The following is a 19,913-nucleotide window of genomic DNA, read 5'->3' as shown; positions in this document are numbered from 1 at the left end:
TGCAACTGCCAGCAAGAGCAGCGCGCTTAGCAACGTGTCAGTGTCCGGGCAACATGTCGCATTGCAGCACATCATTCTGTACCACCTTCGGGCATATCAGCCAGGCGTTTTAGGAGTTCATCAAGCCGATCGAGCCGCATCTGCAACTCGTTACGCCACCACGTTTTTTCGGATGCTTTTTCAAGTGCCTGAGCCCAGGTTTTACGTCCCTCTATCAACTCACCTTGTCTCAGATGGGTTGCTCCGATAAAAAACGCCGGAGCTAGGTTTTCAGGATCAACTTTCTGTGCATGCTCGAAACTGACTATCGCTGCCGGCGTCAAATGCCCTTCTGCCTGTTCTACCAAAGCATTGCCGAGCGCCACCCAGCCTTCAACATCATTCGGATTGTCTTGAACCAACCGCTCAAGAACCGCAGCGGCATTAGCGTACTGCCCCTTACGCATCAAAGCATCAGCCACCAGCATATGATTGTTTGCAGACTGATGGGCTTCACCAATTACCTCTTTACGCGCTTCCACTAAGGCCCAGCCATCTTCCGGTGCAATGTCGCGATAAGGAGAAGGATAGCCCCGTTCATTGGGATGTCCTTGAAATGCGTAGCCGGCAAGACCAAGCATCAGAGCCGCAAGAATTGCGCTCCAAACCATACGCGGCAAATGAAACAGAAATATCATCGCCACAAATGACATCAGGGCCAGACCAATGGCCAGAATCCAGCTCATTCATCCCCCTTATAGTTTTGACGACGCCCGATTCTGCGCCAGACAGCCAGACCGGCGAGAAGTAACACTATGGCCGGAATAGCAAAGAGTGGCCAAGTGACAGAATTCACGCGTGGCGTATAACTGATATAATCTCCGTAGCGATCCATCAGCCATTGGCGTATTTGAGCAGGTTCCTGTCCAGCGGCAATTCGCGTACGAACCTGATGACGCATATCGCCAGCCATCGGTGCATCGCTATCAGCTATAGATTGGCTTTGGCATGTCAGGCAACGTAGCGTCTCCATCAACTCACGCGCTTTGCGCTCCTGTTGCGGATCGTCAAGCTGACGATAGGCGTAAGGGGCTGGAGGCATATTATCCTGCGCGAAAACCGACAGAGGAAATGCACAGAAAGCCATCATGACCATCCCGATAGCGATCAAAGCTTTCACTTGGCCGCCTCATTCAGCTTTTGCAGCAATAGGGGAACATCGTCTTCCCGGATATCGCCGATATGCTGGTAACGAATAGTGCCTTTGCCATCGACGATAAAGGTTTCGGGTACGCCAGAAGAACCAATATCGATCTGCACTTCGGACAGGTCATCACCGCCAATCCGGCTGTATGGGTCGCCGTAAAAGTCCAGAAATCTTGCCACGTCTTCGGGGCGATCCCGAATGGCCACACCCACAATGTCGGCACCATGCGCTTCCAGCTCAGCCAGTTGCGGCGCTTCCGCAGCGCAAGGGACACACCAGCTTGCAAAGATATTCAACAGTTTGGGCTGGCCGTCTTTTAAATCGGCACTGGTAAGACCTGGCCGTCCCGCCACAATCGGTTTTAGCGCGAATTCGGGAACAGGTTTGCCAATCATCCGGCTTTCCACCGAATCATCCTTTGGTCGCGAAAGCTGAATAGCAAAGAGCGCAAACAGGCCAATCACAACGGCAACAAGTGCCCATAAGCCGATGCGGAGATTTCTCATACCGCACCTTCTGCCTTGCGTTCAGCCACTCGACGGGTCGCATAACGACGCCTAAGGTCCGTTGAAATGCGCCCCAACAGGGCCAGAAAACCTCCAAGAGCTACCAGAAGGCCACCGTACCAGATAAAAGTAACAAATGGCTTCCACCACAACCGCAATTGCCAGCGGCCATCTTCAGTTGCACCGCCAATAACCGCGTATAATTGTCCGTTCCAGCGCGTCAGCAATGCAGATTCACTGGTCTGCTGAGGCGGCGCCCAAAATGTGCGCGATTGCGGAGCAATATGATGCTCAACACCTCCACGATAGGAGGCTGACATTTTGCCTTCCAGCGCTGTCCAGTTGGGGCCCGCTACCGGATCCACGGAATTCAGCGTCACGGTCCACGGGCCGACTACCGCCTTATCGCCCGGGGCGGCAGCAATGAGAGTCTGTTGCGTAAAAGCCGTATCGGCGGACATGCCGAACAAAGCGACCGCGATGCCGAAATGCGCCACCACCATTCCCCAAACAGTAAGAGGAAGCCGACGCAATGAGCGCCCCTTTAACGGCATGACGCTTCCAACCGCTATGGCAAGTGAAAGCACCAGACCGAGAAAAGGCAGTAACTCGACACCGCCAATGGCAAAAACACCAATCGCCCCCGCCAATCCGGCAAGGAAAACTGCAATAATGGGCTTCTGAATACGCGCGAGCCTATCCCGCCGCCAGCGCAGCAGAGGCCCTATTGCCAGCACAACCAGCATAGGAGCCGCAAAGATGGCACTCACCGGATTGAAATAAGGTGGGCCAACCGAAACCCGAACCCCGAAAGCCTCGGTCAGCAGCGGGTAGAGCGTACCCAGCAGAACAATTCCAAGAATAGCAGACAGGGCAACATTATTGATAACAAGCGCGCCTTCACGGCTGACAGCAGCGAAGTGTTTGCCTTCCGACACGGTCCCGGCACGCAGCGCAAAGAGTATCAGGGCAGCACCGATATAAAGCGCCAGCAGAGCCAGAATGAAGCCGCCCCTTTCCGGGTCGACGGCAAAGGCATGAACGCTTGTCAAAATACCCGATCGGACCAGAAATGTACCGATCATCGACATAGAAAAAGCCACCACACCGAGCATGATGGTCCATGTGCGCAAAGCATCTCGCGAAGCCAGAACACTGGCCGAATGAAGCAAAGCGGTAGCGGCCAGCCATGGCATCAGCGAAGCATTTTCTACCGGGTCCCAGAACCACCATCCGCCCCAGCCCAGCTCATAATAAGCCCAATAACTTCCGGCGGTAATCCCAACCGTGAGAAATATCCAAGCCCCGAGTACCCATGGACGCATCACACGAGCGAATTCAGGCGTCACATTGCGTGTCAACAAAGCACCGACAGCAAAGCTGAATGCCACCGACAGTCCCACATAGCCGAGATAAAGCGTTGGAGGATGAAACGCGAGACCGATATCCTGCAACAGAGGATTGAGCCCCATTCCTTCCTGCGCCGGTGGAGAAAGACGCTCAAACGGATTCGAGCTAAACAGCAGAAAAGCGTAAAAGCCGAGACCCACGAAAGCCTGCGATGCCAGGGTCGCCAGCATGGTCCGTTCAGGCAAGCGTTTCTCAATCAAGGCAATCAGGCCACCAGCAAGCGACATCACCGTCACCCAAAGCAGCATCGAGCCTTCATGATTGCCCCATGCACCGGCAATCTTAAAAACCATCGGCTTGGCCGCATGCGAATTCATCGCCACAAGGAGCACCGAAAGATCGGTTCGCGCAAAAAGCAGCAGCAAAGAGCCGAACGCCAGCGCACAAAGCACAGCCTGAACCACCGCCACCGGACGCACAACCGCTTCGAGCCCGGCCCCCTTCTCCCCGAGAGCGAGAATCCCGGCCAGAAATTGCAGTGCTGCCAGTGCTGCTGCAAGCCACAGCGCCGCGAGACCGAACTCAGCGATCATTCGGAGGTTTCCGAAACGGTTGCCCTGGCCTGTGCATCGGTCATATCGTCGAGTTCACGCGGCATATAATTCTCGTCATGCTTGGCAAGAAGATTACTGGCCACGAAAGTACCGTCGGTTCCCATTTTGCCTTCTGCCACCACGCCGGAACCTTCAACGAACAGATCCGGCACAATACCGGCATAAACGACAGGAACCGTCACTTTCCCGTCACTGACCACAAAATGAACCGTCACACCATCATCGGCCGTCTTTATCGATCCGACCTGTACCATGCCCCCCAAGCGCACAGCTTTATCCGGCGCAGGAGGCTCGGCCACAATATCGCTAGGCACATAGAAATAGCTTGCCTGATTGCGAAGCGCCCATGCCGCCAGCAATCCGGCACCGATCAGGGCAGCCACCGCGATCACAAGCAACACCAGGCGCTGGTGCTTCGGCTTCATTCCGCTCATTTACGACGCACCTTTTCCCGGCGCTTCTCAGCGCGGCGCATGGATAGCCAGCTCCAGCCGACCATAGCCAGCGTACCGATAATTCCCACTACATAGGCCGCGACCACGAAGTGCCATTGATCGAGTGCTTCGCGCATAAATCCGCCTTAGGCCGATAAAGCCTTGCGCCGCAAGCGTGCTTCTGTCTGAATATCCGCCAGAATGGCACGCATCCGGGCCAGGATCACTCCCCCGAAGATGCAGGAAAAGCCGAGCATGGCAATCAATAGCGGCCATAAAAAAGCGGGATCGATTGCCGATTTGCCCATTGTGATACTCGGTGGCTGGTGAAGCGAATTCCACCACACCACCGAGCGATTGATGATCGGAATATTGATCGCTCCGACAATACCGAAAATCGCCGGAATACGGCTCGAAGCCCCTTCACGATTTACTGCACCAGCAAGTGCGATGTAACCGAAATAAAGAAACAGCAGGATCAGCATCGAGGTCAATCGACCATCCCAGACCCACCACGTTCCCCATGTGGGTCTGCCCCAGATCGATCCGGTAATCAGACAAATCGCCGTAAAAACCGCGCCGGGCAGCGCCGCAGCACGGGCAGCAATCGTTGCCAGCGGATGCCGCCAGACCAGTTCCACCAGACTGGCAATCGCGATTGTGGTCCACCCCCCCATCCCCAGCCATGCCGATGGCACATGGATATAGAGGATGCGAACGGTATCGCCCATTAGCCGGTCAGCAGGCGCGAAGAACAAGCCATAGGTCAGCGCCCCGGCGGTAAGGACAAGCCCAACCACCAGCAGTAGCGGAGTCAGCCAGGTAGCGAGCCCCAGAAATCGTTTAGGATTGGCAAAAATGTGCATTATCAAACACCGCGCTCCGCGGCTCCTTTGGCAGGGCCTGTCCCCTCCCGCAAGGGCTGAACCGGATCGCCGGGCTCCATTACACGGTTTTCTGCCAAATCTCAGCCACGGCCGATCAGCTTTTGCGCCATTCTATCGGCTACTATGTCAGAGGACAGGCCGCTTTCCTCGCTTTCATTCCATATCTCTCGGAGCCGAACCGGAATCTGCTCGATCCGCTCACGAACTTCATCGATATCGCAAGGTTTTCCTTGCTCACGCGCGAGATATTCCAGCGCTACATCGATAATCCCGCCTGCATTGATGACATAATCGGGTGCATAAAGGATGTCCCGCTCGGCAAGCATTGCGCCATGCCTGCCATTTCTGAGCTGGTTATTCGCCCCGCCTGCCACGATAGACGTGGACAGTTTGGCAATACTTTCATCATCGAGAATCGCGCCCAATGCGTTGGGACTCAACACATCGCACTCGACAGAAAGAATATCATCGGTCGAAACGGCGTCTGCACCAAGTGCAGCAGCCAGTGCCTTAGCTCGTTCAGCGTTGATATCGGCCACCGTCAAACGCGCCCCTTCGCTTGCCAGCAAACGCGCAACACCGCTGCCCACATTACCGCAACCCTGCAAAGCGACATGAACGCCCTCAATGTCATCCTTACCCAGACGATGCGATACAGCCGCTTTGATACCCAGAAAGATGCCCATGGCAGTATAAGGACTGGGATCACCCCCTGCATCGCCTTCAGCGGCGGGTAATCCACAAACATGGCGGGTGCGTTCGGAAATGGTCACCATATCCTGTACCGACGCGCCTACGTCCTCAGCCGTCACATACGCCCCGCACAGCGCATCGATGGCGTCGCCAAAGGCATGCAGCATTTCCATTGTCTTGGTGTTCTTGCTGTCCAGCAGCATCACGGCTTTCCCACCGCCCATCGGCAAACCGGCCATGGCATTTTTGTAACTCATGCCGCGGCTCAGACGCAAAGCATCATGCATGGCAGCTTCCGCCTGCGGATAATGCCAAAAGCGTGTGCCACCCGCTGCCGGCCCCAGATGAGTCGAATGGACGGCGATAATGGCTGTTAATCCGGATTCGCGATCATGGACGAACTCAATCCGTTCATGCTCATCATAATCCGCTTCAGTCCAGAAAGCCGTCATCTCATCCATACTCCAAACAAAGGGTATTCATTGCGACAAGATGTGAGGGAAGTGGGGCGACTAACGGGGTTCGAACCCGTGACCTCCGGTACCACAAACCGGCGCTCTAACCAGCTGAGCTATAGTCGCCATAATTACCTGACATGCTTGCCGTGAGGCGCGCTTTCAGGCTTCATCGCCGCCCGGTCAAGAGCCGATTGGCGCGGGGCCGTGCCTGTTGCACAAGAAGGCCTAGTTGAAAAGCAAAAACTTCATCAGAATTGTAATTCGGCAAGATTATTTCCTGCCCAACCTCCCTTGAATCGCTCCGGCATGCGATTATCACGCCATTCATGACAAATCCCGGTGAAACTTCGGCAGAGATTCTCCTGGCCCGGCCGGGTGTAAGACGCGTCCCCTCCCCCAGGCTCGAACTTTTTTATCAGCCCGATTTTCTTTCGCTGTCCTTGTGTGATTCGCTGATGGAACTGATCGATCAGAATCGCCGACCTTCGACCATTGCCGACCCCAATGGTGACAATTATTTCCGCACCAGCGAAACATGCGATCTCGATCCTGAAGCTGAATCCGTGAAAGCTCTCGAATCGCGCCTCTATGCCCTCAACGGTATTGCCCCTGCGCATGGGGAGCCCGTTCAGGGCCAGCGTTATTCTGTGGGGCAGGAATTTAAGGCTCACACCGATTATTTCGAACCCAACGGCGCAGATTTCCAGCGCTTCTGCTCAGTGGCCGGACAGCGCACATGGACCTTTATGGTCTATCTCAACAATGTCGAAGCGGGAGGTGGAACCCGTTTCAAGGTTCTGAAAAAGACCTTCCAGCCACAACGCGGCATGCTGGTTTGCTGGAACAATCACCGTGCCGATGGCAGCCTCAATCCCGCCTCACTTCATCACGCCATGAAAGTCCGCAAGGGTCTCAAATATGTGATAACAAAATGGTATCGGGAGAAACACTGGGGGTAACATATGAACGGAAGCGATCGTCTGGGCGGGTGCCATTGTGGCGCCATTCGCTTTTCCGTCATCTTCCCAAAAGGGCTTACAGGAAGCCGATGCAATTGCTCAATCTGCTCCATGAAAGGCTATGTTGCCCTCTATACACCTGTTGCCAGCCTGCAAATTGTACAAGGTGAAGATGATCTCGCCATGTACAGTTTCCATAGCGGCGTCGCCCGGCATTACTTCTGCCAGAATTGTGGTATTCACTGCTTTCACCAGGCGCGAAGCGATCCCGATCTCTATGGCGTCAACGCAGCCTGCCTGGACGACGTGTCACCCTTCGACTTTACCGAAATCCCCGTCGCTGACGGGAAGAATCATCCGCGGGACAATGATGGAAAGCGTCGGCTGGCCGGCTGGCTGCGATTTACCGCTGAGGCAGATTGAACCATATGGATACTGGCCTTCAGAATTTTACCGGCACTGAAAGCTAAGCCTGCCTTGGCCAGTCATTCAGCCTGGCTTCGATCAGCCACGTATATGGGGAGAGGAATAGTCCTCAGTAACGCCCATCACTACCCCATTATGCCCCAGCAGGATCAGACCATGATTCGACAGTGCGTGTAAAATGCGTGCGATATTGGTGCGACGTGCCGAGATATTCGAATCATCGCTCTCCAGCCGCCTGATCGTAGAGCGGGAAATATCGGCTTCCTCCGCCAATTTCTCTGCCGACCAGCCCAACATGGCACGAGCGGCCCGCAATGCCGCAGGGCTGATATCGTCAAATGTATCGGCAATCGGCTCCTGCTGTCCGAAACGGAATGATCCGGGGATGGACAATATCGCTCCGACCCATCGCAAAATTTCTCCGTCAGTGCTCAAAATAGGCACTGCACGAGCGTTGAACCAGCGATAGATGCCATCGGCGCACCGGACCCGGTAATCGGTGTTATAATTGGTGCCGTGCATGACCGCCGTCTGCCAGGCTGCTTTGGCGCGCTCTGCATCACTTTCATGCAGGGCCGACATCCATCCTGCCCCGCGCGCCTGTTCGGCCGTTTGCCCTGTCAGTCGCGTCCATTCGGGCACATCGACAACGTAGCCCTCTGCCGTAACCGAGAAAGTTGCAGCAACAGTGCCTCTGATAAATCGAACAAGCCATTCATCAGGTATATCGGTTCCGCTCATAGGGCGCCTTGTAACGTCTGATGCACAAAAGTGCACATATATTTGCACTTTATATCAATACGATCCATTTCTTTCACATATAAACTTATAATGATGCAATTTGATCCATTGACAACGGAACTTTGGCGACATATAACTCAATTATGACGAAAGAACTCTTCAAATGCACAAATGAGTTCCTCGGATTGGCCGACTGTTCCGCAGTTCGGGTCGCAACAGGGGAGCCAGATAAGGAGTAACTCCCTCCTTTTTCCGGCTCCCCGTCTTTTTCTGAATTATGCGAAAATGCCGTTCGGCATAGCAGTATATATGTTGCTCCGCCTCAAAGCGGCTTTTGCAACTGATACTGTCTGACCAATAAAAAAGGCGGCCCGACGGGCCGCCTTTTTTCATCGATATGGTGTCGCTCATTTCTTTTTGAGCGAAAGACCACCGAAACGCTTGTTGAACTGTGCCACACGGCCACCTTCCTGAAGAAGACGCTGGTTACCACCGGTCCATGCCGGATGGCTTGTCGGGTCGATTTCAAGAGTGAGCGTATCGCCTTCACTGCCCCAAGTCGAGCGCGTCTGAAATTCAGTACCGTCCGTCATCTTGACAGTAATCATGTGGTAATCGGGATGTGTATCGGCCTTCATGGCATATGCTCCGTCTTTGTGCGCCGGTACCGACCGGCTGCTTCGGATAATTCAAGAAAGCGCGGCGCTTAGCTGCACTGCGCTGATTTGGCAAGTCTTCAACTCTCTGCCGGCGGATCGGCAACCATAGCAGTAAATTCCACCTCACACGTTATCTTCCCGGCGACGCTGGCTTTACCCCAGAACTTGCACACACGCGCCCGCTTCTGAACAAAGCCGACATTAAGGTCGAGCAAACAGCCGGGCTCCACAGGATTACGAAATTTCGCGCCGTCAATCGCCATGAAATAGACAAGCTTACCGGAATCCGAAAGTTCCAGTGTTTCAATGGCGAGAATCGCAGCTGCCTGCGCGAGAGCTTCGATTTGCAAAACTCCGGGCATGATCGGCCGCCCTGGGAAGTGGCCCTGAAAGAATTGCTCGTTGAAACTCACCGCTTTTACAGCATGAATTTCTTCGCCCACTTCGAGACTTTGAACCCGATCCACCAGCAACAGCGGATAGCGATGCGGCAAAGCCTTCAGGATCTTACCAATGTCGTAGGCGGGCGCCCCCTGATTGTCACTCATGCCCGAACTTTCCATTCATTTTCTAACAGGAACCGAACCCAGCCTTAACGGCCAGGCGCAGCTGCCGGTTGGGTTTGCTGCTGCTGAGCCTGTTGCTGTTGTGCCTGCTGCTGACGCATACGGCGCGGCAACCAGCCTTCAGGCGGAACGACCTGCACGCTGGGAAGCAGCGCATTGAGTTCATTCACTGCATCCTGCGTGATGTTATAAGAGGCTTCAGCATAAGCGACTGCACCTGAAGTGGCATCAAGAACCAGAGTCACATTGCGCTTCTTGGCCGCATTTTGAACCGCTTCCATAAGCTTATCGTTGATCTGTTCTTCAACATAAGCCTGCGAAAGGCTGTAAGGTGCCAAAATTTGCTGCAATTCGCGCTGACCGGCCTGTTCCTTCTGCTGAATCGTTGCAGCCTGCTGCTGCAACGCCTGTTGATTGGCGTTAGCAGCCTGACTGTCAGCCTGAAGTTTCTGGATCAGTGGATCCAGCTCAGCCTGAATCTGATCTCGGCGTTGTTGTGCCTGTTGAATCTGTGCCTGATAGGTCGTCTGACGCTGCTGCTGGGCTGCCTGATAAGCAGCGGAGTTCGTCACCACAGCATCGGGATTGACCACACCTATGCTCTGGGCAGCCTGCGCCGACGCCGGAGCGACAGCCATAGGTGCAGTAAGCGATGCGATGGCGATTCCCGCAGCAAAAGCAGGTTTAAAAATATGCTTCATCAGAATTGTGTCCCCACATTAAAGGAGAAGGTTTTGGTATCATCACCTTCATATTTCAGAAGTGGATAAGAAACGTTGATGCGGAAGGGCCCAAAGGGTGAATTCCAGTCCACACCGAAGCCAACAGCAACACGCGGCTTGGCCGTATTGCCGACAAACACTTCCTTGAACGGGCTTATATTTCGTCCCAATGCCGTCACACCATCGGGCAATTGACCGCCGTCAGGAACACTGGGGCAGGTAACAACGCTGCTTTCATCGCCGGACGTTTGCTGACACAAAGCCGCACCATCCGAATTGCGCGTAGGGATGAAATACCCGCCCGGCTGATCAACCAGCGGCCTGGGAGCTTTCAGACTAAAAACAGAACCTGCATCGACAAAGATCGACGGCCGCAGCCCCATTTCCCGCGCACCGGAACCGAGTGGAATTTCCAGCTCAGCCCGCGCCATATAATAGGCGTTACCACCCAGAGCATCATCGGTTACCGAATTTGCATCATAGTCTGCGAGATACTGATTGCCGTCCTCATCCGTCAAATACGGTACGCGCAGAACGCGTGGGCCAATACCGCGAATATCGAAGCCACGTATCTGAGGTTCACCAAGGAAAAAGCGGTCAGTTAGCAGAACATCATTCTCGCCTTCACCACGATCTTTCAGGCCTTTAATATACCCGCCCTCACCAGTGACGGAGAAGATAAAGCCACTGCCAACATTCCAGTATTTCGCAGCGTCACCGCGAATACGGGCGTAGCGGACATCTCCACCCAGCCCTGCGAAATCTGCACTCAACGTCGCTCGCTCACCGCGTGTCGGGCGAACACGGCTATCGAGATTGCTGTAAATCAGCGAAGCACCGACCATAGATGTCGTGCGTTTGCCTACTGCTTCACACAAATACCTGCCGGCCAGAATAGGATCACAGGTGAAATCCCCATCACCATTGACCGTGTAAAATGTATTCTCATCGAGAGAAATATCATCAAAATTGAGCGTGTAACGCCCAAGTACCGAAAGATATTCGGTTAATGGGACACCAACTCGAGCCTGAAAACCGGTTGTCGCGCTGGAATATGTCTCATTATCATTATTGTAATAGTCATTATCATATTCCCGGCGATAGATATCGATCCCCGTAGAAATATTTTTATCAAACAAATATGGCTCAGTGAAACTTACTGAAGCGCTCCGTGAATAGCTCGAGAAGTTGGCACTAAGGCCCACTGTTTGCCCTCGGCCTCGAAAGTTCCGCTGACGGATAGACCCCGAGAGAATAAAACTCTCAAGACTGGAGAAACCAGCCGAAAGCGTTAGTTCACCGGTAGGCTGCTCCTGCACATTGGCTTCCAGCACGATACTGCCTGGATCATCACCCTGCACCTGATTGATTTCAAAATTCTCCTGGAAATAGCCCAGGGAATTAATGCGCGCCGTGGAGCGTTTGACGGCCAGCGAATTAAAGGCATCGCCTTCCGCCACACGAAATTCGCGCCGAACCACTTTATCCTGCGTAAGCGTGTTGCCATTCACATCGATGCGCTGGATATAAACGCGCGGTGCTTCGGCAATCGTAAAGGTGACATCCATAGTGAGATCGTCACGATTACGCGAAAATTGCGGCTGCACATTCGCAAAAGCATAACCATAAGCGCCAGCGGATTCGGTCAGACTTTCAACCGTATCTTCAACTGTTTTCGCGTTATACCAGTCCCCCTTATGCATCGGCAAACTGGAGGTCAGGCGATCACTGTCGAAATCGCGCAACTGGCTTTCGACCTTCACATCACCGAATTTGTACCGTTTGCCTTCCTCCACCACATAAGTGATGATGAAGTCCTTCTTATCCGGCGTCAGTTCCGCCACAGCCGATACAACCCGGAAATCAGCATAACCCTGAGTCAGATAAAACTGGCGCAACTGTTGCTGGTCGGCCGCCATACGGTCGGGATCATAGCTCGTATTAGAGCTAAATATTTTCAGGAAACCAGTTTCCTTGGTGTACATCTCACCTTTGAGATCCCCATCGGAAAAAGCATCATTTCCGATAATGTTGATCTGACGAACTTTGGATTTCGGACCTTCCGTAATCTCAAAAATAATATCGACACGATTCTGGTCGAGCATAACCATTTTCGGCTCAACCGTTGCGGCGAAACGTCCCTGCCGCTTGTACAGCTCGATAATACGGGCGACATCGGCCCGGACTTTTGAACGCGTAAATATCTGGCGTGCAGCAAGATGGATTTCAGGAAGGATTTTGTCATCCTTCAGCTTTTTATTCCCTTCCAGCACGATCCGATTGATGATCGGGTTTTCCTTCACCTCGATCACAACATTGCCATTATCGTTACGAATCGAGAAATCGGAGAATAGCTCTGTCGCGGAGAGGTCCTTGAGCGCCTGGTCGGCCGCTGCAGCTGTATAGGCTCCCCCAACACGAAGCTGGATGTAGCTTAGTACCGTATCCGGTTCGAGACGCTCTGCTCCTACCACAGTGAGCGAGCGGATCGTCTGCCCGGCCTGTTCGGACGAAGTCTGGTCCGGCGTGTCCTGAGAGGAAGCTCCCTCCGGTGCGGCAGGATTCCCCTCTGCCGCTTCGTCCTGAGCATAAGCTGCGGCCGGAACACCGGCCAGCATTGTGCAGCCCATCAGGGCTGCCGCGAATTGCGAGGCTGCAATGGTTGTCGTCGCCTTACGGCTCATATTCCGTCCAATCTCTGACACTGCGTGTCTCGTTGCGCAACGTGCCAACACTGTTTCCCTTCTCACTTCCCTGCCGCAGGACATTTCCTTCGCAAGACAAGCTGTCGCCATGTGCCTGAAGCTGACAGGCCAATCAAGCAACCATGATGCAATTCAAGGGATTGTTCAGCGCGGTCCGTCCTTATTCCCAAAGCTAACTGCCGAAAATCGGCAGTGAGATGATATCGTTGATCGTGACGAACAGCATCAGTGCGAGCACAAATGCCATGCCGGTGCGGAACGCCCATTCCTGACCACGCTGCCCCACTGGCTTACGACGAACCGCCTCAGCCGCGTAGAAAGCCAGATGCCCGCCGTCGAGCACTGGGATTGGCAGGATGTTAATGAATGCCAAGTTAATCGAGATAAGAGCCACAAATGACACGAACTGATGCCATCCAAGGCTCAACTGTTCCCCTGAATATTTGGCGATCTTGATCGGCCCGCCAAGCTCGCTCACCGGACGGCGACCGGAGATGATCTGCCATACACCATTGACCATCATTTTCATGATGCCCGCTGTCTGGACAGTCGCGAGGCCTACCGATTCAAGCGGCCCCACAGGAACGACCTCCCCTGATGGCGAAGCCACCCCCAAACGCCCGATGCGAAATTCATTCCCGAACCGGTCTCGTTCGACAATCATTGGAATTGTGAAATCAAAATTGAGTGTTTCGCCGTCGCGTTCAACTTCAAGAGAGAGGTTCGATCCCGGATTCGGGACAACCAGATTGCGCAGAGCTTCAAAATTCTCGATAGGTGCACCATCGGCAGATACAATCCGGTCCCCCTCGCGCAAGCCCGCTTCAGCCGCAGCGCTATTTTCACTTACAGCTGCAATGACGGGAGGAATTTCCAGCTTGCCGTAAACCAGATTAAATGTTGCAAGAATCGCGATCGCGATCAGAAAATTGGTGAACGGCCCGGCCGCGACAATGAGAGCTTTTTGCCATAGAGGTTGCGCCGGAAAGGTTTTTTGCCGTTCTTCCTCAGGCAAAGCCAGCCATTCCGGGCTGGGTTCGCTTGCCGGGTTCATATCACCTGCAAATTGAACATAGCCGCCCAATGGCAACGCCGAGAGCTTCCAGCGTGTACCGCGCTTATCGGTAAAGCCAGCTATTTCCTTACCAAATCCGATGGAAAAAGCGTCCGCCTTCACTCCAAAGAACCGACCAACAAGATAATGGCCCAGTTCATGCAACGTCACCAATGGACCGAGAACCAGCAGGAACCCGACAATCCACATCCAGAAAGGGGGGGAATCAAACAAGTCAGGCATGCTCCAGCATTCGGGCCGCATAAGCCCGCGTTTCGGCATCTACTGCCAGAACCTCTTCCAGTGACATCGGCGCTGCCGATGCATTTCGATTGAGGACCTCTTCTACCAGTGCAGCAATACGGGTGAACTCTATCTGACCGGCGAGGAAAGCTGCCACGGCAACTTCGTTGGCTGCATTGAGAATTGCCGGTGCAGCTCCACCGGTATGTGCAGCCTCACGCGCCAGACGGGTCGCCGGAAACCGATTTTCATCGGGTCCAAAAAAAGATAATTCGCCAATACCTGCCAGATCCAGCGGATTACAGGGTGTTTCCATGCGGCGCGGCCACGCCAGTGCTGAAGCAATCGGCACGCGCATGTCGGAAGGGCCCAGTTGAGCCAACGTTGACCCGTCGCGATATTCGACCATGGAATGCACTATGGATTGCGGATGGACAATAATTCGCAACCGATCCAGACCGACCGGGAAGAGATGGTGAGCTTCGATGAATTCGAGCCCCTTATTCATCATCGTCGCGCTATCGACACTTATTTTAGCACCCATATCCCAGTTTGGATGCGCCACCGCCTGTGCGGGTGTCGCTGCTCCGATCTGCTCTGCACTCCATGTACGGAACGGTCCGCCACTAGCTGTCAGAGTGATCCAGCGCACATCGCTCATAGCATTGCCCTGCAAGCATTGGAAAATCGCATTATGCTCCGAATCGACAGGCAGAAGGGTTGCCCCATGACGCTGCACGGCTTCGGTCATCACATAACCTGCGGAGACCAGTGCTTCCTTATTTGCCAGAGCAATCGTGCCTCCCTGCTCGATCGCCGCCATTGTCGGCCTGAGCCCGGCACACCCTACAATCGCTGCTACGGCAAGATCGACGTTTCGCGACGCTGCTTCGCAAAGAGCGTCAGAGCCCGCCGCTGCCTTCACACCACTATTTCCAAGTGCCTGCCGCAAATCAGCCAGTTTGCTTTCATCAGCCACTACAGCAATTTCAGCACGAAACTCACGCGCTAATGCAGCCAGCTCATCGGTACGACTATTGGCGGTCAGCGCTACTACACGCCACCTTTTCGGCTCACGCCGGATTAAATCGAGCGTGGACGTGCCGACTGATCCGGTAGCTCCGAGTATCGAGATAGATCGCATCGTCATACGCCGGCCCATCCGGTCAGCAGGCCAACAATGATTGCAACTGGCAACAAACCATCCACCCTGTCCAACACCCCGCCATGGCCGGGAATAAGATTAGAGCTGTCCTTCACTCCAGCCTTGCGCTTAAGCCAGCTTTCAAGGAAATCGCCTGCTTGTGCCGCAATCGCCAGCATCGCGCCAATAGCCAGGGCGAACAGTAGAGTCTTGCCTTCCGGAGTTGTGTCGGTGGATGAAGCGAGCCCCCTTAAAGCAAGGCCGATAAAGCCAACCACGATCATCAGCCAAATACCGGCAGCGATCATCCCTCCGAACAGTCCGGACCAGGTTTTCGAAGGGCTAATACGCGGTGCAATCTTAGGGCCTCCTAATGCGCGGCCGGTAAAGTAGGCTCCTGTATCCGTCAGAATGACGGTCACCACCGTAACGATCTGGATGAAGGGTGCCATATTCATCAAAAGGATTGCGGCGATACCGATATAAAAAGTAGCGGCTAGGATCGCTGCCAACCGGTAAGGAATATTATCCGTCGCCTTGATGATAAGCCTTACGAACTCACCAAAGCCGATCACAGCAACAATGCCGATAAAGCCTTTGAGCCACCACCCGCCGGCAGCCACGGCACCAGCCGCTATAGCCAACATCACAATGGCCGAAGCCACGCGTTTCGGAAGATCGGATGTCCGCACCCCCAAGGGGACCGACATGTATCGCTTCAAACGGTCCCGCTTACGCTGCCTAATCGCTTCCGATTCAATTTCAGCGCCCGCCAAAACGTCGCTCCCGTTCCGCAAAGCTGCTCAAAGCATCATCAAGGTGAGCCGGCGTAAAATCGGGCCATAACACAGGTGTAAACCACATTTCTGCGTAAGCCACCTGCCAGAGCAGAAAATTGGACAAACGCACTTCACCCGATGTCCGAATCACCAGATCGAGAGGCGGCAAATCTGCGGTGTCGAGATGGGCAGAAATGGTTTCGACCGTTACAGCACCTTCTTGTGCAGCCTTCGCAGCAGCGCGGGCGATTTCCTGCTGTGAACCATAGTTCAGCGCCACCGCAACAGTACGTTTACCGTCAGCTGTCCGCTCCAAAGCATCTTCGAGCATTTCCACAATATCCGCATCCAGAGCTTTATAATCGCCGATTATTTTCAGGCGGACATTATTGGCAATGAATTCTGGAAGATCGCTTTTGATGAAGCGCCGCATCAGTTTCATCAGATCCGACACTTCTTCTTCAGGCCGTTTCCAGTTTTCACTCGAAAAGGCGTATAGCGTCAAACATTCAAGTCCGCTGGACGGCAATGAGCGCACCAGCTTTCGAACGGCCTCGACACCGCGCTGATGCCCCATCAATCGGGGCAAATGGCGTTTCTTTGCCCATCTGCCATTACCATCCATGATAATGGCCACATGCCGGGCACCGTGATTTACAGTTTGATCCATCGTAAAATCCACACCCCGTCCTGCCTTGCCGACACGATCAGCGTCCTCGGCAAGTTCATCCATAAACGGGGGTGCTTCATCACTCACTGCGTCAAAATTTCCTTTTCCTTGGCTTCCGCAGCGGAATCGGCTTCGGCGACATATTTGTCGGTCAGCTTCTGAACCTCTTCCTCAGACCGCTTCCGATCATCTTCGCTGATTTCCTTCTTCTTTTCGTCGGTCTTCAGAGCTTCCATGGCATCGCGGCGAACATTGCGAATCGCAATACGTGCTTTTTCAGCATATTGGCCGGCCAGTTTAGCCAGTTCCTTGCGACGCTCTTCGGTCAGATCGGGAAGCGGCAAACGGATGGTTTGGCCGTCCGTCATAGGATTGAGGCCAAGATTCGACTTGGCGATTCCTTTTTCGACGGCATTCACATTCGCTCTGTCCCACACTTGCACCGAAAGCATGCGTGGTTCTGGCGCAGAAACGGTCGCAACTTGTGAAATCGGCATCATCGAACCATACACTTCGACCTGCACCGGATCGAGTAATGCGGTATTCGCACGGCCGGTACGCAAACCGGTCAGATCATGTTTGAGGCTATCCACCGCGCCAGTCATACGGCGCTCGATATCGGCCTTGTCATATTTCGCCATTATTCGGCTTCCTCTTGCACAACGGTCTGCACACCTTCGCCAGCCAGCACACGCGCGAGATTACCTTTTTCCCGAATCGAGAAAACCACGATTGGAATATTATTCTCACGACACAATGCGACAGCAGCTGCGTCCATGACCTTCAAATTGTCAGATAGTACTTTTGAATAAGTAATTGTCTCAAAACGAGTCGCATCAGGAAACTTCTTTGGATCGCAGTCATAGACACCATCCACACTAGTCCCCTTGAACAGGCCATCACATCCCATTTCAGCGGCGCGCAAGGCGGCACCGGTATCTGTAGTGAAGAACGGATTGCCAGTGCCTGCTGCAAAAATCACGATACGCCCCTTCTCCAGATGGCGTTCTGCACGGCGGCGAATATAAGGCTCGCAAACCGAAGCCATCGGAATGGCCGATTGCACGCGTGTCTGCACACCCAGTTTTTCGAGCGCGTTCTGCATTGCCAGTGCGTTCATCACAGTGGCAAGCATCCCCATGTAATCGCCAGTGGTACGATCAAGCCCTTTAGCCGCCCCCGAAATACCTCGGAAAATATTGCCGCCACCTATTACGAGACAGACTTCGAAACCGGTATCTTTTGCCGCCTTCACTTCCTCAGCGAGTCGGGAAACATAGGCCGGATCAATCCCGAACTGCTGCTCGCCCATGAGAACTTCACCCGACAATTTAAGAAGGATGCGCTTAAAGCGAGTTTGCGGCATAAGGACCTTGCTCCGGCTATAAGGTGGCTGCCCGCGTCCTTAGCGCCTCTGTCAGCTCACGCAAAGGGAAAGGGAACGCAAATGCGGTGCAAATCGTTATTTTAAATGCGCCACAGCGAACCTGGAAAACAAACCTCTATCCAGACCGAATATCTCTCTTTTCCCGTACCACGGCAGGGCTTATAACCTTGGGAATGCTACTGATTGTTGGTACAGTTCGATTGCCTGCAGAGAATTTCGACAGGGCGTTACCCGCTATGCGATCCATGATCGAAGCGAGCCGTAACGAAGATGGTTGTCTTAGCTACAGCTATGGCCAGGATGTGCTAGACACTGGCCTGATCCACATAAGAGAATTATGGCGAGATCAAACTGCACTTGATTTGCATTTTGCCAGTAAACACATTTCAGAATGGCGTAAAACTTGGCCTCAGCTAGGCATTGGAGATCGAAATTTGCAAGTCTATGAGGTTAACGAACCACGCCAGACCTAAAATATCCATCATGAAAAGAGCCACCACTTCAAATGAAGTATAATGGCCCTTTTCTGAGTTCCGCAGGCAGCAATCAAATTTTCGGCATCGGGCCAATTTTTACCGGCTCGCCAAAATCCGGCGTTCCATCTTCACGATATTTAATCAGTTGCACCCGCGTGTGGCGGTTGGGATCGAATAGCGGGTCGCCTTCAATATCCTTGTAGTTACGTGCATGATAGACGAGCAGATCGCGCCCCTGCTGATCTACCGTAAAGCTGTTATGCCCCGGGCCATAAACTTTATTGTCTACTGATGTCTGGAACACAGGCTCCTGCGACTTCCTCCAGCTTTCCGGATTCATCAGATCTGCGTCTTCATCTGCTGTCAGCATACCCATGCAATATCGGGCATCGGTTGCGCTGGCTGAGTAGGTGAGGAAAACTTTCCCATTGCGGTTTAGATAGGCCGCACCTTCATTGACCTTATAGCCCTGAATTTCCCACGGCAGTGTCGGCATTGACAGACGCACTGGTTCAGCAGCGAAAGTCAATGGTGTATCAAGTGGGGCAAGGTAAAGATTACTATTAGTATCGATGCCAGGTTCGCGCTGCGCCCAGCACAGATAGCGCGTTCCCTTATGCTCGAAACTCGTTGCGTCGAGATTGAAGCTGTCCCATGGCGCGTTCAGTTCACCAAGGATGGACCATTCCGCGACCATCGGATCATCGCCATCAGCCTGAAGTACATAAGTACGAATGCGGAAGGGGTCTTCCCCATCACCTTCGCCTGCAGCGAAATAAATATTCCATTTACCACCGAAAAAATGAATTTCCGGCGCCCAGACATTTCCAGACATCCGGCCGCTTTTTGGGGCCCGCCAAAGAACACGCTCCTTCGCTTCCCCCAGCCCGGCAACGGTGTTCGCTTGCCGTAGAATGATCCGGTCATATTCAGGAACAGATGCCGTGAAATAATACGCCCCCTCTTTCCGATAAACCCATGGATCGGCGCGCTGTAAAATCAGCGGATTAATAATACCATCTTCAGCCGCTTTAGTATCAGCTGCAGGATCGGTTTTGTTGCAAGCGGCCAGCGGCAGCGAGGTCGCTACAGGAACGCCAAGGCTAGCCGCCAGAAATCTACGGCGCTCAATTGTAATATTGTCTTTCATGCAGCCTTTCCTCTCACGATTGAGATTAGCCTGATAATAACTCAGACAATACAAGGCAACTCCGACAATCAAAAGGATCGATTGGGCACAAAAAACCGCCGCTC

Annotated in this window: 23 protein-coding genes and 1 tRNA gene; 3 read left to right on the top strand and 21 right to left on the bottom strand. The window is 53.6% G+C overall.

Annotated elements, in window-relative coordinates; genetic code table 11:
• Positions 1-71: 71 nt before the first annotated feature.
• The 9 genes from D6851_RS08285 to D6851_RS08250 all read right to left on the bottom strand — a co-directional run bounded on the left by D6851_RS08285 (position 72) and on the right by D6851_RS08250 (position 6,251).
• A complete protein-coding gene (locus D6851_RS08285; RefSeq protein ID WP_120324395.1) occupies positions 72-725 on the bottom strand; it encodes a tetratricopeptide repeat protein in 654 nt (217 codons plus the stop codon).
• Positions 722-1,126: a cytochrome c-type biogenesis protein gene (locus D6851_RS08280; protein WP_420797103.1), complete on the bottom strand. Its 405-nt coding sequence runs from the start codon at positions 1,124-1,126 to the stop codon at positions 722-724. Before D6851_RS08280 ends, D6851_RS08285 begins: the two co-directional genes overlap by 4 nt.
• Positions 1,127-1,155: 29 nt before the next feature.
• Positions 1,156-1,692 carry a DsbE family thiol:disulfide interchange protein gene (locus D6851_RS08275; protein ID WP_120324394.1) on the bottom strand — a complete coding sequence of 179 codons (537 nt, stop codon included), beginning with the start codon at positions 1,690-1,692 and terminating at the stop codon, positions 1,156-1,158.
• Positions 1,689-3,635 (bottom strand): heme lyase CcmF/NrfE family subunit, encoded by a 1,947-nt coding sequence (locus D6851_RS08270; protein WP_120324393.1) that lies wholly within the window; start codon positions 3,633-3,635, stop codon positions 1,689-1,691. The genes D6851_RS08275 and D6851_RS08270 overlap by 4 nt, the downstream gene beginning before the upstream one ends.
• The gene (gene ccmE, locus D6851_RS08265; RefSeq protein ID WP_183030034.1) at positions 3,632-4,081 is read right to left on the bottom strand and encodes a cytochrome c maturation protein CcmE; all 450 of its coding nucleotides are present in this window, start codon (positions 4,079-4,081) and stop codon (positions 3,632-3,634) included. Before ccmE ends, D6851_RS08270 begins: the two co-directional genes overlap by 4 nt.
• Before the next feature lie 5 nt (positions 4,082-4,086).
• Positions 4,087-4,227, bottom strand: coding sequence for a hypothetical protein (locus tag D6851_RS17745; protein ID WP_183030029.1), 141 nt, complete (start codon positions 4,225-4,227; stop codon positions 4,087-4,089).
• 9 nt (positions 4,228-4,236) lie between these two features.
• Positions 4,237-4,956: a heme ABC transporter permease CcmC gene (gene ccmC / locus D6851_RS08260; protein WP_120324391.1), complete on the bottom strand. Its 720-nt coding sequence runs from the start codon at positions 4,954-4,956 to the stop codon at positions 4,237-4,239.
• Between the two features lie 101 nt (positions 4,957-5,057).
• On the bottom strand, positions 5,058-6,122 hold the full coding sequence (locus D6851_RS08255; protein WP_120324460.1) for a Glu/Leu/Phe/Val family dehydrogenase: 1,065 nt from the start codon (positions 6,120-6,122) through the stop codon (positions 5,058-5,060).
• A 52-nt stretch (positions 6,123-6,174) separates the two neighbouring features.
• Positions 6,175-6,251 (bottom strand) — tRNA-His (locus tag D6851_RS08250).
• A gap of 203 nt (positions 6,252-6,454) precedes the next feature.
• Between D6851_RS08250 and D6851_RS08245 the strand changes: the two genes are divergently transcribed.
• Positions 6,455-7,087: a prolyl hydroxylase family protein gene (locus D6851_RS08245; RefSeq protein ID WP_120324390.1), complete on the top strand. Its 633-nt coding sequence runs from the start codon at positions 6,455-6,457 to the stop codon at positions 7,085-7,087.
• A gap of 3 nt (positions 7,088-7,090) precedes the next feature.
• Positions 7,091-7,510 carry a GFA family protein gene (locus tag D6851_RS08240; protein ID WP_120324389.1) on the top strand — a complete coding sequence of 140 codons (420 nt, stop codon included), beginning with the start codon at positions 7,091-7,093 and terminating at the stop codon, positions 7,508-7,510.
• Between the two features lie 81 nt (positions 7,511-7,591).
• Here the strand turns inward: D6851_RS08240 and D6851_RS08235 are convergent, their stop codons facing one another.
• The 11 genes from D6851_RS08235 to pyrH form a co-directional block, all read right to left on the bottom strand.
• Entirely contained in the window at positions 7,592-8,254 is a 663-nt protein-coding gene (locus D6851_RS08235; protein WP_120324388.1) for a PAS domain-containing protein, read from the bottom strand.
• Positions 8,255-8,661: 407 nt separating this feature from the next.
• Complete coding sequence (gene rpmE / locus D6851_RS08230; protein WP_120324387.1) at positions 8,662-8,892, bottom strand: 50S ribosomal protein L31; 231 nt, start codon at positions 8,890-8,892, stop codon at positions 8,662-8,664.
• Positions 8,893-8,990: 98 nt separating this feature from the next.
• Entirely contained in the window at positions 8,991-9,461 is a 471-nt protein-coding gene (fabZ, locus tag D6851_RS08225; RefSeq protein WP_120324386.1) for a 3-hydroxyacyl-ACP dehydratase FabZ, read from the bottom strand.
• A 44-nt stretch (positions 9,462-9,505) separates the two neighbouring features.
• Positions 9,506-10,180, bottom strand: coding sequence for an OmpH family outer membrane protein (locus D6851_RS08220; RefSeq protein ID WP_120324385.1), 675 nt, complete (start codon positions 10,178-10,180; stop codon positions 9,506-9,508).
• On the bottom strand, positions 10,180-12,885 hold the full coding sequence (bamA, locus tag D6851_RS08215; protein WP_120324384.1) for an outer membrane protein assembly factor BamA: 2,706 nt from the start codon (positions 12,883-12,885) through the stop codon (positions 10,180-10,182). Before bamA ends, D6851_RS08220 begins: the two co-directional genes overlap by 1 nt.
• A 193-nt stretch (positions 12,886-13,078) precedes the next feature.
• On the bottom strand, positions 13,079-14,224 hold the full coding sequence (gene rseP / locus D6851_RS08210; protein ID WP_238473994.1) for an RIP metalloprotease RseP: 1,146 nt from the start codon (positions 14,222-14,224) through the stop codon (positions 13,079-13,081).
• Positions 14,196-15,347, bottom strand: a complete 1,152-nt coding sequence (locus D6851_RS08205; protein ID WP_120324383.1) for a 1-deoxy-D-xylulose-5-phosphate reductoisomerase — start codon at positions 15,345-15,347, stop codon at positions 14,196-14,198. The genes rseP and D6851_RS08205 overlap by 29 nt, the downstream gene beginning before the upstream one ends.
• Positions 15,348-15,349: 2 nt before the next feature.
• Positions 15,350-15,970, bottom strand: coding sequence for a phosphatidate cytidylyltransferase (locus D6851_RS08200; protein ID WP_238473993.1), 621 nt, complete (start codon positions 15,968-15,970; stop codon positions 15,350-15,352).
• Positions 15,971-16,109: 139 nt separating this feature from the next.
• Positions 16,110-16,796, bottom strand: coding sequence for a polyprenyl diphosphate synthase (gene uppS, locus D6851_RS08195; protein ID WP_120324457.1), 687 nt, complete (start codon positions 16,794-16,796; stop codon positions 16,110-16,112).
• An 83-nt stretch (positions 16,797-16,879) separates the two neighbouring features.
• Complete coding sequence (frr, locus tag D6851_RS08190; RefSeq protein ID WP_120324382.1) at positions 16,880-17,437, bottom strand: ribosome recycling factor; 558 nt, start codon at positions 17,435-17,437, stop codon at positions 16,880-16,882.
• Positions 17,437-18,162: a UMP kinase gene (pyrH, locus tag D6851_RS08185; RefSeq protein ID WP_120324381.1), complete on the bottom strand. Its 726-nt coding sequence runs from the start codon at positions 18,160-18,162 to the stop codon at positions 17,437-17,439. The genes frr and pyrH overlap by 1 nt, the downstream gene beginning before the upstream one ends.
• 86 nt (positions 18,163-18,248) lie before the next feature.
• Between pyrH and D6851_RS08180 the strand changes: the two genes are divergently transcribed.
• Positions 18,249-18,656 (top strand): putative quinol monooxygenase, encoded by a 408-nt coding sequence (locus D6851_RS08180; protein WP_238473992.1) that lies wholly within the window; start codon positions 18,249-18,251, stop codon positions 18,654-18,656.
• A 73-nt stretch (positions 18,657-18,729) separates the two neighbouring features.
• Here the strand turns inward: D6851_RS08180 and D6851_RS08175 are convergent, their stop codons facing one another.
• The gene (locus tag D6851_RS08175; protein ID WP_120324379.1) at positions 18,730-19,809 is read right to left on the bottom strand and encodes a glycoside hydrolase family 43 protein; all 1,080 of its coding nucleotides are present in this window, start codon (positions 19,807-19,809) and stop codon (positions 18,730-18,732) included.
• Positions 19,810-19,913 lie beyond the last annotated feature (104 nt).

This window comes from Altericroceibacterium spongiae, assembly GCF_003610805.1.
Lineage (GTDB): Bacteria > Pseudomonadota > Alphaproteobacteria > Sphingomonadales > Sphingomonadaceae > Altericroceibacterium > Altericroceibacterium spongiae.
Note: the sequence above shows the minus strand (reverse complement) of the source record. Positions and strands in the feature narration are given on the sequence as shown.

What these genes read in the sequence shown, in the direction of transcription:
- D6851_RS08245 (WP_120324390.1), top strand. Translation starts at nt 6,455, where the DNA reads ATGACAAATCCCGGTGAAACTTCGGCAGAGATTCTCCTGGCCCGGCCG.
- D6851_RS08220 (WP_120324385.1), bottom strand. Translation starts at nt 10,180, where the DNA reads ATGAAGCATATTTTTAAACCTGCTTTTGCTGCGGGAATCGCCATCGCA.
- D6851_RS08255 (WP_120324460.1), bottom strand. Translation starts at nt 6,122, where the DNA reads ATGACGGCTTTCTGGACTGAAGCGGATTATGATGAGCATGAACGGATT.
- D6851_RS17745 (WP_183030029.1), bottom strand. Translation starts at nt 4,227, where the DNA reads ATGCGCGAAGCACTCGATCAATGGCACTTCGTGGTCGCGGCCTATGTA.
- D6851_RS08240 (WP_120324389.1), top strand. Translation starts at nt 7,091, where the DNA reads ATGAACGGAAGCGATCGTCTGGGCGGGTGCCATTGTGGCGCCATTCGC.
- bamA (WP_120324384.1), bottom strand. Translation starts at nt 12,885, where the DNA reads ATGAGCCGTAAGGCGACGACAACCATTGCAGCCTCGCAATTCGCGGCA.
- fabZ (WP_120324386.1), bottom strand. Translation starts at nt 9,461, where the DNA reads ATGAGTGACAATCAGGGGGCGCCCGCCTACGACATTGGTAAGATCCTG.
- ccmC (WP_120324391.1), bottom strand. Translation starts at nt 4,956, where the DNA reads ATGCACATTTTTGCCAATCCTAAACGATTTCTGGGGCTCGCTACCTGG.
- D6851_RS08270 (WP_120324393.1), bottom strand. Translation starts at nt 3,635, where the DNA reads ATGATCGCTGAGTTCGGTCTCGCGGCGCTGTGGCTTGCAGCAGCACTG.
- pyrH (WP_120324381.1), bottom strand. Translation starts at nt 18,162, where the DNA reads ATGCCGCAAACTCGCTTTAAGCGCATCCTTCTTAAATTGTCGGGTGAA.
- rseP (WP_238473994.1), bottom strand. Translation starts at nt 14,224, where the DNA reads ATGCGGCCCGAATGCTGGAGCATGCCTGACTTGTTTGATTCCCCCCCT.
- ccmE (WP_183030034.1), bottom strand. Translation starts at nt 4,081, where the DNA reads ATGAAGCCGAAGCACCAGCGCCTGGTGTTGCTTGTGATCGCGGTGGCT.
- D6851_RS08205 (WP_120324383.1), bottom strand. Translation starts at nt 15,347, where the DNA reads ATGCGATCTATCTCGATACTCGGAGCTACCGGATCAGTCGGCACGTCC.
- D6851_RS08285 (WP_120324395.1), bottom strand. Translation starts at nt 725, where the DNA reads ATGAGCTGGATTCTGGCCATTGGTCTGGCCCTGATGTCATTTGTGGCG.
- D6851_RS08175 (WP_120324379.1), bottom strand. Translation starts at nt 19,809, where the DNA reads ATGAAAGACAATATTACAATTGAGCGCCGTAGATTTCTGGCGGCTAGC.
- D6851_RS08280 (WP_420797103.1), bottom strand. Translation starts at nt 1,126, where the DNA reads ATGGCTTTCTGTGCATTTCCTCTGTCGGTTTTCGCGCAGGATAATATG.
- D6851_RS08275 (WP_120324394.1), bottom strand. Translation starts at nt 1,692, where the DNA reads ATGAGAAATCTCCGCATCGGCTTATGGGCACTTGTTGCCGTTGTGATT.
- rpmE (WP_120324387.1), bottom strand. Translation starts at nt 8,892, where the DNA reads ATGAAGGCCGATACACATCCCGATTACCACATGATTACTGTCAAGATG.
- D6851_RS08235 (WP_120324388.1), bottom strand. Translation starts at nt 8,254, where the DNA reads ATGAGCGGAACCGATATACCTGATGAATGGCTTGTTCGATTTATCAGA.
- uppS (WP_120324457.1), bottom strand. Translation starts at nt 16,796, where the DNA reads ATGGATCAAACTGTAAATCACGGTGCCCGGCATGTGGCCATTATCATG.
- frr (WP_120324382.1), bottom strand. Translation starts at nt 17,437, where the DNA reads ATGGCGAAATATGACAAGGCCGATATCGAGCGCCGTATGACTGGCGCG.